Genomic DNA, 15,241 nt, shown 5'->3' on the forward strand with positions numbered 1-15,241 from the left:
CCTCTAGCTTACGCGCTGACGGACCAACCGCCACAATCTCACCATGGCAAAGGTCCCGAGAAGCACGATCATCCAATTGACAACCATGAGCGCGGCACCACGCCCGAAGGCGAGATTTTGAAAGGCCGTGATGTAGGCGCGAACCGAGAGCACGGAAGTACTGTCACCCGGCCCCCCCTGGGTTGTTCCGAAGATGATATCAAACTGGTTGAGCGATTCGATCAGCCGAAATACCGCGGCGATCAGGATGTACGGCGCGATGAGCGGAAGCTCGATATGGAGGAACGTTGCCCAACCCCGCGCGCCATTGACCCGCGCGGCTTCTCTGACCTCATCGTTGATGCCCTGCAACCCGGCGAAGATGATGAGCGCAAAAAATGGTGTGTAAGTCCATATGTCGATGAGTACCAGTGAGAACATCGCCGTGCTGGCATCCGAAATCCATGCGAACCGTCCGATCCCAACGAGCGAAAGCAAATAGTTCAAGATCCCAATCTGCGGATCCATCATTGTGGTCCACATCAAGGCGACGCTCATTGGCGGCAGAACCAGGGGAAGGAGAATGACGGGCCGCATCAGCCTGGCAAGGAACACCCCACTTGCGAACAATTTGGCGATCGCAAGCCCAAAGAACGCTTCGGCGAGCACGGCGGAGCAGGCATACGCCATAGTCGCCCGCACGCTATTCCAGAAATCTTGGGTCTTGATTGCCACTTCATAGTTGGTGAATCCAATGAAGCGAACCACAGGACGGCTTAACTTGAGATCGGTGAGTGATTGAACGACCCCATAGAAAAACAGAAAAAGAAATCCAAGGAGGATGATGATTGCGGGAGCAATCGCAGCAAGGCTCCACCAGTCAAGAGCATTCTGCTCGGCCTTTTGCACCTGCTCGTTTTTGGACGAGGCCAGCTGGTCGACCGATGATTGTAGCGTCACGATTGCGTCGATGCCTTGAAGGTCCATCGCCACTTCTCAAAAGATACTCGGGCCTGGTGGGGCGGCAAACCCCTTATGCCGCCCCCCCCTCAACCGCCTTACATGGAGGAGCGGATCTCGGAGGCGAGGTCGGTCAAAGTCGCCTTCACGTCCGCGCCGTTGACCATTTTCTGCATGGCGACTGCCCAGGCGTTCATTGCCTCGGCAAATCCTGCGCGCGGCGTAAAGGCCAATGCAGCCCTGTCCTGCACGATTTTGAAGGTATCCACGAAGTTCGTGAATTCCGGTTTAGTCGCGTAGTCGAGCCAAACCTTGTCGCTCCAGGTCGAGGCGCGCGGAGAGTTGACGAGCTTCCCTGCGACGGCACCCTTGAGCTCGACCTGCTTTGACGTCGCCCACTGGATGAACAGCCAGGCTGCTCCCTTTTTCTGAGAGGCCGCATTCATGGCCAGGGACCAGATCCAGATGTTCGATTCGAAATTCTTGCCGTTCGGAGCTCGCAGAGGGGGAGCGAATGCGATCTTGCCCGAAGCGGGCTTGCCGGCGACATCGTTCCAGAACCCGAACATGTTGGAATCGATCGCCATCGCTGTCCGACCCGAATTGATGCCATCGACCACCTGATACCAGTTGTCATTGACAAAGGATGGAGCAGCGCACTTCTTGATCATCTCCACATAGTCGTGGTGGAAGGCGACGGACTCGGGCGAATCGAGACCAGTTTCTAATTTGCCGTCCTTGACGACGAAGTCGTGCACACCGTAAGACTTGGCAATCGAGATGGCGGCCGTGTGGATGCTGCTCCAAAAGCGGACTCCCCGCACGCCCAGGGGTGTGATCGCCGGATCCGCAGATTTCAGCTTCTCGCAAGCCGCGGACATTTCCGGCGGGGTTGTCGGAACCTTGATACCGTGCTTGTCCAGAATGTCCTTACGGTAGAATAATTGGATGTTTTCGAACCCGTGCGGGATAGCCCACACCTGACCCCGGCCCGCTTCGATTTGCTCGCCATCGACTTGCCACGTCAGCGCGTCACGCAATGCGGGGAAGAAGTCCTTGTAGTCATAGCTTGCCGAGGTGAGCTTTGGGTTGTTCAGATAGCGGTCGAGCGGCTCGAGTAGTTGACCGGGCGCGAGATCCCAAGCCGGCTGAATCCCCGTGCCGACGACGTCCCACGAGGCCGACTTCGTGCTCAGCTGGATTGTCAGCTTATTCCAGTAGGCGTCGTCCGGATAAAGCTCGGGCGTCACTTTGATGCCTGTCAACTTCTCGAACTCAGGCAGCTGTGCTGCAACGGCGTCAGCATATGGATGGATGTCGTAAGCCCACACGATCGAAGAGCCCTCGAACTGGCGCCAGTTGATATCCTCCACTTTGGCCTGGACGAAAGATGCGGCCGCACCGGCCAAGAGCGTTGAGCAAATCAGAGCGGTTTTGACAAAATGAGCCGAATGGCCGCGCAAAGCGGCTGGCGTCCTTGGCATTAGTCCCTCCTCTGGGCTCATTGGCCCGCAATTCACGTGCCCCTCCTCTTCCAGGGCCGCGAGTGTTGGGAACGCTAACCGCCATTTTCCGCCCATATGCACCCATTCAGATCGAAGTTGGGTAACATTGGGTAAGTCGAGAAAGCAGCATCACAGGACGCCATGGTGGGAGATGATCAATGCAGGCGCATGTTCAGGCCCCGCGAAGCCAGCTCCGAAGGGGCGATCCTGGCCAACTGCTCGCGCTTTTGCATCAGTAGCTGGTTCAAATGCTCTATTGATCCCGCCGCTCGTCACAGACGCGTCTTGAGTGGCTGCCTCAATAGAGACGACAACTCGCTGCAGAATAACGACACATTGTCGCAACCTTTCGCAATCTCCCATCGCACCGACGATCTGGTCTCTCGACTGGCCGAACGGCGGTGCGATAAGCGCTGCGCCCGCAGCGTGGGGAAGTGTCTGATCTGCTTTCCTCGAAGCAACAGCTGGTGCAGGACGGTGAGGTTTTCTGCCCAATCAGCGACAGCACCTTCTTCGAATTTCTAACGGGACGCGCTCACGCCCTGCACATTCATGCTGCGCTGCATGCGGCGTTCCGATGGGACAAGGCGCGGCGCTTCACCAGCGATGTTATGGCAACAGACACAGGATCAAGAGGTTTCTCACCGCTATCTAGCCAGTTTTCCGTTCGCATCCTTGCGTGCTGCCAAGCAGCTCAATGACCATGCCGCACGCGCGAACATGACACCGTTTACCGCCCAGGAAATCAAGGCAACGACCGCACGGTGCGATGCGCTCGAAGGGCGCTCCGGAAAAGAAATGCACACGAATATGGCTGGGCCTCGGTAGCTCTCAAAACTCCCAAGCCCAACTTCGCGCAGATTGGAAAAGCCGCATCCTTTGACCATTGGCGGCCACGGTAGCATAGCAAAAGACAACTACGCGCCTGGGGCGGCGCGGCGCCGCGCAACACGAGCATGGCTGGCGCGCGCGACCATCTGGATAGCGATAAGGATGGCCGCGTTCTCCATGCTCGAGATTGGATGAGCGTTGTTTTCACTATAAACGGCCAAGTCCACCTCGACGCCAAACCCAGGGACAGCAACGGTCTGACGCAACTTTCTGATGCCAGTCACAGTTCGAGAGCAGATGAAGCACTCGCCGTCATATAAAATTCGGAATGGGATTCGTTGCTCGCGCATCATCACCGGCCTTGATAACTCATCGGAACTTTGGACGCCCGCGCTGCGTTCGCGCCTCGATATCATCGCTACACGTCGCGCGAAAACATCATCGCTCTCACGATATTAGCGCGATTCGCGCGCTATGATCGTTTGGTCAGCAGCCTCACATTGCAGGATTTCAGCAGATTAGCCTGTAGTTTTGTCCAATTCAGCCCCGTCCGGAGGCTTTGTCATTGACGAAGCTTCTCTCATACCATTCGGCTCTCCTAACATGTCGTCGGAGCAACCGGTCCTTCCACGAGTCTTACCAAGCCACGCCCAACGTCGCAGCCGGAGGCCACTGCGCCAACAGCAATTGCAGTAAATTGCTCTGAGCTGCAGATGCTGCTTCGGCGCGATATAGCCCTCGTGCCGGTGATCACATCCCGTGTCGGCCACCAGTTCTTTCCAAGTCGTTCGTCTGGCCTGCGGCTACATGGGACCATCGTGCAGTTAAAGCCGGGGAAGGACCTCCTCTCGCGAACTGGCGCACCGCTGAGTGCCGTCTAGTCGCGCGCGAGATCGCGCGCAACTACAAGCTGATCTAGCAGAAATACGACCGATCATGCCCCTCAAACGCCGCAGAACGTCCTGGTTGCAATGTTAGCATCCCTCGCCGATCGGCTGGGGGAACAAGCATGGTTAAAGCATTTCGCAATACTGTCATGGCACTCACTTTTGTCGTCGTCGCCGGCAGTAACATAATTTGGAGTTTGCTGGATGACTACGTCGCCTGCGGCCTAGCGGTAGCCGCTTCAGTCACCGCCGGCTTTTGCGCCGAGCGCGCCTTCGTCAAACGGTCCCATCGCGAAATGATCCGTCAACACGGCGCAGACTGGCAGCTTGGTAGCGAGCGCATAGAGTCTGGCGGACCAACTAGGACGGCGAAGGCAGAGAAATGACAATCGACCGGAACATCGAGAGCGGCACGAAGCGTGAGGCGCCCAAGCTGGAGGTGCTCGATTGCCAAATCCCGTCGCGACAGTTGCTAGCCCATGCATCGGCTATCGAGGCATTGCGCACCTGGTACGCCATGCAGTCAACCGTCAATACGGTCGCGCTCTACGACGCCGCAGCAGCGCTGTTCGGCTCGGATTTCGACCGGGCCGAATACCACGAGGTCGAGTGAATATATCTGATCTCGACGCGCTTGCAGTTCGGAAAGCGCGGGCCGAAGTCCAGATTATCTTACGCCGACGGAACGGGTGAAAGCTTCTAATTCGATTCCTGCCGTTACGTCGCGAGGCGGCCACTATAAGTCCCTGCCTCACAATAGAAGAGGCAGGCGATCAGCCTGAGATTATTTAATGGCGCCCTTAAGGGGAGGTCGCTCGATCGAGACAACATTCTGTCAGCTCGACCGGCGGTTAGACAAAGATTCAGGATATCGTAGAGATCGCGCGGGCGCGTTCGCTCGGCCAAAGCGCTGAGGTTTACGCGAACGCCTCAAGTAGTCGTAGGCCAGGACCTCGATGCCGTCTTCAAGCATGTCGGAATAAGGGTGAAAGATATCGACGGGCACCGGCGGCAAGAGGATGCGTTCGTCAGCCGTCAAACCAAGTTAATTTCGCGGAAGTGGACGGGTCGTGAAACGGGCCCCTTGTAGCTGATCTTGCTTTGACATGAGAGCTTGCCGCGCGGATTTTGGAAGAGTTCGAATTCTTGCTGATCCACCGGGACCACGATGCCGCTTTCGTCATAGACCCAGGCGCCACCTCCGCGAACACCCGCTTTAAAGCCAGATCCTCGGAAAAGCGATAGGTTCCGACTAAGCATGTTTTCAGACAGGTACCGCCCTTGAAGACCTAGCCTTCGGCGAGTTCCTCATGCGCGCGGACGCCGGCGATAGATCAGCCGAGAACGCAGTCCTTTTCGACAACATGCGGAACGAGCGAGGTCTGTCCTGCGACAGCAAGAATTGCGCGCTTGCCGATCAATGTCTGCCTCCGCGAACCCAGGTCGACGGAATGAAGAGCCGCCATCTTGAGACGAGGCGCGAATAATCCAGCGTGGGATCAAGCTTCGCATTTCCTGCCGTGCGCCGTGTGGGCACAGTTCGGCAAGTGATACGCCGTCCGAACGTCGCTACGCAAGAAAGCCAAGTTGCTTGAACACGACGCCGTTGCCGAGCCGCTCACCATGTTCATGAGTGTTTGATCATTGCGATCGATCCGCTTGATATAGGTACTCACGCGGATCAGACACCCGCTGAATGCCGCCGCCCAGTGCGGCACATCGATGAGCGATCCGAAGACCCCTTATGCCTTTGACTCAAATGGACTTCTCGCGACCATGTCCAGCGAGTATTGTGGTCGTCCGATTTGAACAGATGGCGGTAGAGGTCCTTGACCCAAAGACTGCTATGGCCGCCAAAGTTTCGAACTGCTTTTAGTTCAGGCCGGCCTCGATCCAGCAGGATACCGCGAATTGCGGCAAGGCGTGCCACATAAAGCGCAATCCGGCATCTTGCGCGTTTTTCGACCGAAGTGTGGCGATCGGGCAGGCCTATTTTGCTCGCCGAATTCTCTGAGTGCGTCAGCTTGTCGACAGCTGGTCCTAATAGAGCGAGAGCGACACACTCAAACCGCGGGCGGAAATGGACCCATTTAACACCATCAACCCATTCGACCCAGAGTTCGCTGCTTACAGCGCCGCGGTGCCGCAAGCGCAACAGCAGCAAGCGGATTTTGAGCCGTACTTGTATGAGGTGCCGCAAGTTGGCACCTCTGCGATCGCGGAGGATCCTGTTTCTGCTGATCCCTATTATCCTCATCTCTCGGAAGAGGGCCTTAGACTCGCCGAGACCTTCGGACTTGAGCACCAGAGGGCCCACGGTTCTCATCCTGAACACGCAGTCACCGGACGCGAGGACGCCGCTACCCTGATGGGTGAGGACTACACCGGCCAGTTGAGGCCCGCGAAGAGGCAGAGGACACTAAGCCAGGAGCAACCCGATGCCATTGAGCACCAGCCCAGCGAGCCTACCAATTCAGCCGCTCGCGAGCTGATTGAAGAGGCCGGCACACCGTTTCGAGCCAGCGGTCCGTTGATCCTTCCTGAGGAAGACTACGCTCAGGATCTGCTGTCGGCGATGCTGGAAAACGCCGGCTCATCGTCGTCTCTAGAGCCAACCGAGCGTCATGACCACGCCGTGAATTCAGGAGCGGCCGTTCGTTCCTTCAACTCGTGGCAGGACGACCAGCGCACGTCAGGCGCGCATGAGGGTAGCAGCGTCCCGCCGAGCCAGGACACCCCACCCGCTCCTTTCATAGTTCATAAGGACCGCTTCACGGCGCTGTTCGTGCCCGCGGCGGCGATGAGGGGCGGGTCTCCACTCAATCTATCAGGCGCACCCATTTATTTCGGATCTCGACCGGAAAGCGTTTCGCAGCCGAGCGCACAGCCGGCGAATCGGTCCTCGCCAGCACCGCTTGCACAGACGATGGAGCAAGCCGCTCCGGCGTCCGTCAGAGCTGAGACGACGCCGGCCGCGGCCCGCGAGATTTACGCCGCATCATTCGCCGTTCCTGAGGGCTTTTCGCACGGCACACAACCCGCCCCAATCACGATGATCTCGAGGCTCGGCCGCTGGGGCCTCTTGCCGGACGCAGCGCAGCCGATGAAGCAATACGACATTCGCGGCGAGCGTTACACGGCCCTCTTGGGGCCGGGAGGACCGAACGACGTTCGGCTCATCCACCATCCACAGATGTAGACACCCGGAACAGTCGCTACGTCAGGGGCCGCTCCAGATAGCTCAGGTAGCGGACTTGGTGATGGACCATAGCTTGCTTGAGCGACTCTTGCGAGCTTAGTGGGGCTCAGGGCGGTGCGGATAAGCACTGCCGGCCCCAACGAACTTGCGGGCGCCATCGCTTAGCGGCTCCTTGTTGAGCCGAACAGCCACGGCCCCTTCCTGTTTGTGAACAGCGTCATCACGTTGCGGGCTGATTGCGGCGAGGTGATAGTGCAGAAAAAATCGGAGGTGACTGCCGACCCCTCAGGGGCCGCTCGTCGTTATAATGTCTGCCGATGTCTCCACTTTCTTTCTGGCAAGGCACAGGAACGAATAAGCATTGACGCATTCGGCCCCTGCTCTGAGTCTAACGCGCACCAGGATGTATGACACCGAACTTCGCAATTACAATTAATCGACTACTCAAGATCGGCCCGTGGTCAGGCTTCATCCGCCCTGAGTGGCGACGCAGAGCCACTGAGTTTGGTCGCGTTCCATGCCAAGCCGCACCGCATCGAAAAGATCCTGATCACGGAAACGCCTCAAGAAAGCAACGAGTAAACCCTTGCTCGTGCTCCAGGTGGATGATCCGATCGAACCTGGCGCGAAACAGGTCGCCTTCCCCCGTCGTTTCCGGCCTCTTCGGTCGCATCGCGCGCCTCCGCTACGAAGGAATCACGGCTGGCTAATCTGCAGGCTTTCCGGCCTTCCGCCGTGAAAAGCTTGCAATCTCGTATCGCAGCGGGGCCAAAAACCGACTCTCACTCAACGGCTTGGACACTCCTTCACGGACGACACTTATGAAGACGCCCCGGCGAGCGCGGCGCCGGACTGCGCGCCTCGCCCCGTCGTTTCACCGAATTTAGTTCTCCCTTTATTTGCCCGCGTCAGCTTACGGACAGCTAAGCTGCTTATCAGCCGAGTCAGGTCTAACGACCTGAACACAATGCAATATCCATAGGAGTGTGGTCGTCATGTACGGTCGAATTAACAATTGGTCGGATGTTCCATCCGATGATGAATATCATCGCGCAAGCTCCCCGGAGCACGGGAATGCCAACGACTTCGCGGACGCATTCTCTAGAATGCGATTGCAGGATTCCGACGCCAGCTCATCCTCGGGTCCAAGTTATTACAACAATCCAAGACCTCCTGTTATCGAGATCAACCAAGAGAGATTCCGGCGAGAGGTGAGGACTTTTCATGGCGAAGAAATCAATCATATCGCCAACAATCCACAGGAATACTCACAATTTGTATCCGAAAGAGCTAGGCGCACGGCGGACGTCGCTAGTGAATATAGCATCCGAAGAGATTCGGACGCCGCCCGATATTACAGCTACCAACTCGGAAATAGGAGCGTCGGTCTCCAAAGAACGGAAGGCGGATTTCCTATGACTGACTTCAACAGCCAAGGCTGGCGAGAACAGTTCCCCGGTCGAACTGACGTCACGTCCATCGTGGATTTCCAGGTTGCTCATCCGCTCGTTTCGAATGCCGGCGATATTTTGCTCGAGCATCAACTTCGGCAAGACGGCGAACGGCCTCTGGTGAACTGGCGTCCAGCGAATGACGAAGCGAGAACCCGTGCAGAACAAATGGGCTTCGTCCATGTGGACCGAGACGATATGGTACTTGACCCAACCCGGTCCGGACCCTGGAGCTACAGGGATGGTGAATGGCAGCGTGATACCCAGCATTCGACGTATCTCTCCAAATACGCCAGCGCTACTGAATCTTCGTCAGAGTCCGACTCGGATGGAGACTTTATGTGACGTGAGATCTCCACCAATCCATGAACGAGGTGGAGCTAGGAGCGCAGACCAACCGACATCTGCGGCTTACGATCAAGACCTAGGATCGAACTCGGGTAGCGCTATGATAGCGCTGCGTGAAGGTTAGGCAGCTTGCTGATCGGTGGGTTCGTCGGCTTGGCGCGGGAGCTTCCATTCCCAGGGTAGCAGTTCGTGCAGACGAAGCCGCGCGGCGTGGTATGGAACGGTGCCGGCGGCTGGCTGATCTTCTCGCAATCGCGGCAGGTGAACTTCTCGCGCACGGTCTCGATGACCTTGAACCGGCGCGGGATCTCCTCCAGCGTCTCGGTCACATCCTCGCCCAGCTTCGCAAGGCGCGCCCCACCACAACAGGCGCAGGTCTTTGGCGCCTCAATGACGACGCGCTCGCGTTCGATGTCATCCGGCCAGGGCGTGCGCACCGGCCGCTTGCGGGAAGGCGCGCACGCTCTGAGTTCTGGCCGCGGCGGCCCGCGCGGCAAGCTCATCCTCACTCGCCGTGGTGACGAGTTCTTCGAGCTCCAATTCCAATTACTCGATCAGCTGCGCCGTGCGCTCGGAGCGCTGCCCGTACAGTTCGCGCTTGAGCTTCTCGATCCGAAGCTCAAGATGCACGATCAGCGCCTCGTTGGCCGACAGCTCGCTGCCAGAGCACTGACAAGGTCCGATGGAAGGTCGTCCGGCTTCGATATCATGAAGCCATTGAATCAGATCTAGGAGCAGATTCAAACCCAAAACGGTTATCCGACCCGCGTCGGACGCTGGGTTTCTTGCGGGTTGCGCCAATCGATTCCGGACAACAGGTAGCTCATCTGTGCCGGCGAGATCGTCACTGCTTCGCCCGCAACCGATGGCCAGATGAACCTTCCTCTCTCGAGTCTCTTGGTAAACAGGCACGCCCCTGGCCATCGTGCCAGATCACCTTCAAAAGATCGCTTCGGCGACCGCGGAAGACGAACAGATGACCGCTGAGCGGGTCCTTGCGCAGCACCTCCTGCACCTGGAGGGCCAACGACGGAAAGCCTCGTCGCATATCCGTGTAGCCTGTCGCGAGCCACACTCGCGCGCCCGTCGGAACCGGGATCATCGGCGGACCAAAGCATCGAGAACGCGACGTAGCGCGTCTCCATCAACGTCGCCATCGACCCGGATGCGGTGCCCGCTACCAAGATCAATCTCGATGATGCCCAGGCTCTTCCGTCGACGCGCCGCCGTCGTCGTCAAGGGCGCTTCGGCCACCACCGGGGGCGCCACAGACGGCCCAATCTCGACCGGCACGAACGACGCATACACGCTTCACCGTGCTTGCAAAGCTCTTTGCGCCACCTGAACAGCTGGCTTACATGAAGGCCAGCCATGCGCCGGGCTCGAGCGATGCTGCAACAAGCCGCTCCTTCTCATCCTGCGACCACCGGCGCCGCCGCTCGACCGATGTGATCACCTCTGTCCGCGAAATCGTCATAGCGCTTCTCCTAGGATTACCCCTAGGACCTGCAGCGTTCGCGTCCGTCAAACAAGGCGGCCCTCAACGGAGGAATACCCTGCTCTTGAAGGTCTTGATGAAGGTCTTGTCGGCGGCTTGCAGGGTCGCGAGAAAGTCCGGCGTGCCGACGCGCTGAGAGTCCACAGGTCACGATCACTCGCCTGCTTGATCGGCGCGGATCTTTGCCCGGAATCCCACCGACCTGCAGCCCCTTCCAGCATCACCACGATGGCGGTGCCGCGGAGGGCGATCCGGACCAAGCAGCCGATACGAATCCCGAGGAACTCGGAAGGCGCGGATAGACGATCCTACCAATTCGTGCAGGAGATTTCGCAGCTCACGTCAGTTAGCTTGCTCGGTGTTAATGACTTTGGGAGATTTCTTCGATGTTGATTGTTGAAACTATTTTGAAGCCAGACCAGTTTGGCGGTATTGGACTTTTCTCTGCGACTCGTCTGCCTAGAGGCGCGCTACTTTGGATTCACAACCCGATCGTTGACATTGCGGTGACGCGCGAACAATACGAAGCTCTAGCTCCAACATTTCAAGCTCTACTTGACAAGCATGCCTATCCGAGAGACCACAGGGTTAATGACGGCGTCGTAGAGTATAATGCCGACAACGCCCGCTTCATGAATCACAGCAGTAATCCAAACACCTATCAAGACGATCATTGCAGAATTTTCACAGCCCGTGACGTACAACCTGGTGAAGAACTGACTTGCGATTACTTGTCTTTCGATCCAGGGTGTGACTTATCGTGGAATAAGGAGCTATTGCCGATCTCCTGCTTTCCAAGCCTGGAGCCGGCTCCGACAGGTTGATCCTGCGCCGTACGCGTTGTTCTAGTGATTCAGTGAGCAGTTCTCGACAACCTAAAAATTCTCGCCATCCAATCGCGCGGCGGAGCAGTGTCGCTTTTGGAGCGGACTCGCCACGTTCAGGACGTCAGACGCTGCAATCGCATGCAAAAGCAGGTCATGAAGCCGGGATTCTGCATATGAGAGTTGTATTTTGGGTGAATTCATGAGTGTGTGAAGCTGCTTTGCACCTAGGCAGCTTCGGCACCGGACGTGTCTGCAAAGAGGGTTGGCACAGAAGCGAGTTGGTGGGATGCTTATTGACCCGAGATTCTACGGTTCGAAGTGGGCGCATATGTAGTCCCCGCCAACTACGCTCTGCTCGCCCGGAATAGTTTTAGGATGGAGACTCCCTGAAATCTGATGCCGTCTAAGCTGCCAGGATTGAAAAGACGGCTCGGGAAGAGCCCTGCCGCGAGTCAGGATGTGCTCAGACGATTCACGTGGGAGATCAGAGCCATTAATGTGTGTCTGGACGACCTTCGTTCTTTCCAGGCGCATGCGCTGGGCCTTGCTTCACCACAAATGATGATCTTGATGGCGTTGATCGACTTGGAACAGGGCGACGGAGTTCCGGTCAACGTGGTTGCAAAGTTGATGAAGGTTGAGTCTGCCTTCATTACGAGGCATTCGAAACAGCTTGAGGAAAAGCGATTAGTGCGACGTAAGCGCTGCGCGAACGATGCACGAATCGTCAACCTGTCACTAACCGACAGCGCTCGCAGACAACTTGCGAGCATCGCGGCACAGCAGGAAGAACTCGATGAGTTTGTTTCTGGTTATCTCGATATTACGGACTTTGCAAAGCTGGCTAGTTGCCTTAGCGGAGTCAGGCAACGGCTGGAAAAGGCTCGCCTGCACGCCACGTTAAAGATGCAAGAACCTTCAAGAGAGCAGCAGCTGCGGGATGCCTAGCGGGTGAACAACTTGATACCACGAACCTACTCGCCGCGCGATCACAGCGGGCACAACCCAATCCTGGATCAGGAGCTTGGATTTACTATGCCACTCTGCAACACAGCTCGAGCCGGAGCTGAGTGATCAAACTCGGTGTTCCAAGCTATGGCTGCGCGCATGCTGAAGGAGCCATGCGCCGACAGAAGCTCCAACGCAGCGATTTACGTCGACTAGCAATCGTTTCTGCATCTTGTTCCGTGAGACGATGATAAGCGACAACTCTGCGGCATCTGGCCAATTCTTTGCTCGGAGGCGCGGTATTCTACGAGCGCCCCAAAGCGCTATCGGCTATCCTCGACAGCTCATCGCGTCGTTCTCGGTTGCGCAGTTTAGACTAGTCGCAAGAAATGAGTTCACCGTCTAATGTGAGGACAACTGACCGAAATCCGTTCATTTTGCACGAGGCAGCACCCTACACCGTTGCTTGATACTTCGCTTCTGTTAAGAACGCACTATTTTGCAGCCAACCACGACGTGCCATCGAATTGTGGCGAGCACCATCGTCGATGTCTTACAACAGAGAACCAGGGATTCCTGGACAACTGCCCCTGCCGGCAGTCGGCCGGTTGAGAGCCGTGGCGCTACGTGATCAAGCGCGCCTGAGCGGGGGCGCATCCCGTATTCTCGCGTTTTCATAGCAATTGTCCCATGACTCCTATTGAAGCAATCAAACGTTGGTACGTGTCCCTGGACGACGAACTTCAATCAGACATCGCGTATATGTTCGTATCTCTCACACTCGGAGACTGCCAGTTTTCGCCTGCTGCAGCCGTTCGAAGACTGCTGCAATGGTTCGACCTGCGCAGCGCAGGCACGGAATATGAGGATGCGCTAGCCGCGGTCGTGTTTCGCGCCTCGTTCGAATACACGTTTGCCGACCGCTTCACAGCCGCTGGGTGGACCTTTCCCGAACAATTGTTCAAAGACGTGATCCGCGAGGCTGCTGAAGGGAAAGAGGCAAGCAAGTTCGCAACGACGGCATTTCGATTGCTCCGGAACATTCCCGACCGAAAAACGAAATGGAGGGAGGCTGGTGAGAATTGGAATGCCTTGGTCAACTCGGTACTCAACGACGATGCGCTGAAGCAATGGACGCACGACCAATTCCTGGCGAGCGACTTCAGGCCAACGGAAGACTGAAAATACCCGGAAATATTGCGAGAGCGCCGATTCGGAATAAAGTTAAGTGGGACCAGGCAGCGCGACGATTGGAACGGCAACTTCCAAAGAGAGTAGAACGGCCACCCGAGAGCGCCCCAAAAGAGCACCGCCGCGAGAGCGAAATATCGTGATCTAACCAATGGCCGATCACCTTAGGGGCATTTGGCGATGTAGCAGCGCAACAAGAAGGATAGCGGCGATTGCAAAGGCTCAAGCGCCGCATTCTGCACGGAATTGGCGCCTAGCGGCCGAGAGCATACATACTCGGGCAGGCAATCAGAGCAGTGGGCCGCGCTGGCTCAGCGCACAGGGCGACCTTGCCGATCTGCTTACGGCGGCCCGCCCAAATCGACAGCCGCAGCCGGCCCACTAATGTTAAGACATATCGCCTGATGATTTTCGGCGCCTTGGAGGGCTGTCTTGATGAATCTCCGCTCAGCCACTGCCTCGAACGGATGTTATACTCCTCATTGTCTGTGGCGGAGAAGCACAGGGCTTTGGGTATCCCCGGGGCTTGGCCGGCAGCCGAGAAAAGGCGTTCCAGCCCAGAACAGGTGAACGAACGGCAACAGGAGCCAAACCCGCCGCTTGGTGTACCGGCAAATCTGATTCACATCAGCGCGATTGTCTTTCTTGCCGCTCGAAAGCGTAAGTCGGATTGATGCCGCAATAGGCGTATGTACCTGATGCGGTAGCCATGCACTGGCCATAGGTCGAGAACTGGCAATTGCCCGGATATCCCCAACTGCGTCCCTGCAGACAATAGACGTCCTGGCGTACCGGTGGCGTGTACGAATGAGCCCGCGAACCAGCCGTCGAACGCGATCCTGAGCCGACGAGGATGGGAAGTGCGAGCACTCCGATAAGGAGAAGGTAGCGCATGAGACCTCTTGCCTCCGTTAAGTTCACCAGAAGATACAGGATCTGAATTGCACCCTTTGATCTTAGTCAATGGCAGATTGCCTGGGTCAGTCCGCGGGCTAGCACCGGAAAGACGATTCAGCGTGACCGGCGCCTGCGGGCGCCACCGAAGTTGAGCGGGACCGTGGGTACACAAAGGCGCGAGCAATAAGACGGCCCAACGGTAGCCCCACGGTCAGGGGGGTCCTCGAACGTCGATCAAACCTTAGCAGCTTTCCTGCTACTTTCCCCGGCAGAAAGACCCTTATGGGCGCGCCTCGACATGTTTGTGCGGACTCGCTACCAGACAAAATGAACGACCGTTACATTCGCTTAGCTCCCCGTGACGAACCGCGGCCAACATCCTGGACGATCTGGGAGGCCTGCGTGATGCTGAGGGCGCGCTGCTATCGAGGCATTGGAAAGCGCTTCGCGACCCATTTTCTTCAGCCGATCGGACCTCGTCTCATTTGTGCTGGCACCTCCAGAATTTTCGAGGTGACATCAACGCGAGCGCTCGTCTCGTACCGGGAGAGTCTAACGCAGACCTCATCGACGGCCGACCGTAACGGCCCAGTTGTAGCGGCGTTCAACATTTGGAGATCCCACAGTGCTGGCGGGCGAGGCAGTGTAGGTGTGCAGCAACTCCATAGTGATCGAGCAAAACTCCGACGACCTAGTCTGCCCTCGCCCAGTCCCAGTGAA

11 protein-coding genes and 3 pseudogenes are annotated in these 15,241 nt (G+C 57.3%); 7 read left to right on the forward strand and 7 right to left on the reverse strand.

From position 1 onward, the window contains the following. Nucleotides 1–3 precede the first annotated feature (3 nt). Nucleotides 4–966 carry a carbohydrate ABC transporter permease gene (locus E4K65_RS12960; RefSeq protein WP_135174481.1) on the reverse strand — a complete coding sequence of 321 codons (963 nt, stop codon included), beginning with the start codon at nucleotides 964–966 and terminating at the stop codon, nucleotides 4–6. A 71-nt stretch (nucleotides 967–1,037) separates the two neighbouring features. Continuing rightward, entirely contained in the window at nucleotides 1,038–2,423 is a 1,386-nt protein-coding gene (locus E4K65_RS12965; protein WP_135174482.1) for an ABC transporter substrate-binding protein, read from the reverse strand. A 1,861-nt stretch (nucleotides 2,424–4,284) separates the two neighbouring features. Between E4K65_RS12965 and E4K65_RS12970 the strand changes: the two genes are divergently transcribed. Together E4K65_RS12970 and E4K65_RS12975 are read left to right on the forward strand one after the other, a co-directional pair. Further along, nucleotides 4,285–4,548, forward strand: a complete 264-nt coding sequence (locus E4K65_RS12970; protein WP_235885609.1) for a hypothetical protein — start codon at nucleotides 4,285–4,287, stop codon at nucleotides 4,546–4,548. Next, nucleotides 4,545–4,775: a hypothetical protein gene (locus tag E4K65_RS12975; protein WP_135174483.1), complete on the forward strand. Its 231-nt coding sequence runs from the start codon at nucleotides 4,545–4,547 to the stop codon at nucleotides 4,773–4,775. Before E4K65_RS12970 ends, E4K65_RS12975 begins: the two co-directional genes overlap by 4 nt. Before the next feature lie 415 nt (nucleotides 4,776–5,190). On the opposite strand, the pseudogene E4K65_RS50015 reads toward E4K65_RS12975, so the two are convergent. Continuing rightward, nucleotides 5,191–5,439, reverse strand: a pseudogene (locus tag E4K65_RS50015) (hypothetical protein); the annotation flags it as partial. Nucleotides 5,440–6,242: 803 nt separating this feature from the next. On the opposite strand from E4K65_RS50015, the gene E4K65_RS12985 reads away from it, so the two are divergent. Next, a complete protein-coding gene (locus tag E4K65_RS12985) occupies nucleotides 6,243–7,361 on the forward strand; it encodes a hypothetical protein (RefSeq protein WP_135174484.1) in 1,119 nt (372 codons plus the stop codon). 995 nt (nucleotides 7,362–8,356) lie between these two features. After that, entirely contained in the window at nucleotides 8,357–9,157 is an 801-nt protein-coding gene (locus E4K65_RS48680; RefSeq protein ID WP_283813826.1) for an effector protein NopP, read from the forward strand. Nucleotides 9,158–9,354: 197 nt separating this feature from the next. Here the strand turns inward: E4K65_RS48680 and E4K65_RS12995 are convergent. The 3 genes and pseudogenes from E4K65_RS12995 to E4K65_RS49485 form a co-directional block, all read right to left on the reverse strand. Further along, nucleotides 9,355–9,870 (reverse strand): annotated as a pseudogene (locus E4K65_RS12995) (transposase domain-containing protein); the annotation flags it as partial. 45 nt (nucleotides 9,871–9,915) lie between these two features. Next, nucleotides 9,916–10,262: pseudogene (tnpB, locus tag E4K65_RS13000) on the reverse strand (IS66 family insertion sequence element accessory protein TnpB). A gap of 252 nt (nucleotides 10,263–10,514) precedes the next feature. Then, nucleotides 10,515–10,637, reverse strand: a complete 123-nt coding sequence (locus tag E4K65_RS49485; protein WP_164719131.1) for a transposase — start codon at nucleotides 10,635–10,637, stop codon at nucleotides 10,515–10,517. Nucleotides 10,638–11,044: 407 nt separating this feature from the next. Here E4K65_RS49485 and E4K65_RS13005 point away from each other — a divergent pair, with 407 nt between their 5' ends. The 3 genes from E4K65_RS13005 to E4K65_RS13015 all read left to right on the forward strand — a co-directional run bounded on the left by E4K65_RS13005 (nucleotide 11,045) and on the right by E4K65_RS13015 (nucleotide 13,615). Beyond that, the gene (locus E4K65_RS13005; protein WP_135174485.1) at nucleotides 11,045–11,482 is read left to right on the forward strand and encodes an SET domain-containing protein; all 438 of its coding nucleotides are present in this window, start codon (nucleotides 11,045–11,047) and stop codon (nucleotides 11,480–11,482) included. Between the two features lie 399 nt (nucleotides 11,483–11,881). Then, on the forward strand, nucleotides 11,882–12,433 hold the full coding sequence (locus E4K65_RS13010; RefSeq protein WP_135174486.1) for a MarR family transcriptional regulator: 552 nt from the start codon (nucleotides 11,882–11,884) through the stop codon (nucleotides 12,431–12,433). Between the two features lie 690 nt (nucleotides 12,434–13,123). After that, nucleotides 13,124–13,615, forward strand: a complete 492-nt coding sequence (locus E4K65_RS13015) for a hypothetical protein (protein WP_135174487.1) — start codon at nucleotides 13,124–13,126, stop codon at nucleotides 13,613–13,615. A 636-nt stretch (nucleotides 13,616–14,251) separates the two neighbouring features. On the opposite strand, the gene E4K65_RS13020 is transcribed toward E4K65_RS13015, so the two are convergent. Further along, nucleotides 14,252–14,518: a DUF3551 domain-containing protein gene (locus tag E4K65_RS13020; protein WP_135174488.1), complete on the reverse strand. Its 267-nt coding sequence runs from the start codon at nucleotides 14,516–14,518 to the stop codon at nucleotides 14,252–14,254. Nucleotides 14,519–15,241 lie beyond the last annotated feature (723 nt).

Source organism: Bradyrhizobium niftali, from assembly GCF_004571025.1.
GTDB lineage: Bacteria > Pseudomonadota > Alphaproteobacteria > Rhizobiales > Xanthobacteraceae > Bradyrhizobium > Bradyrhizobium niftali.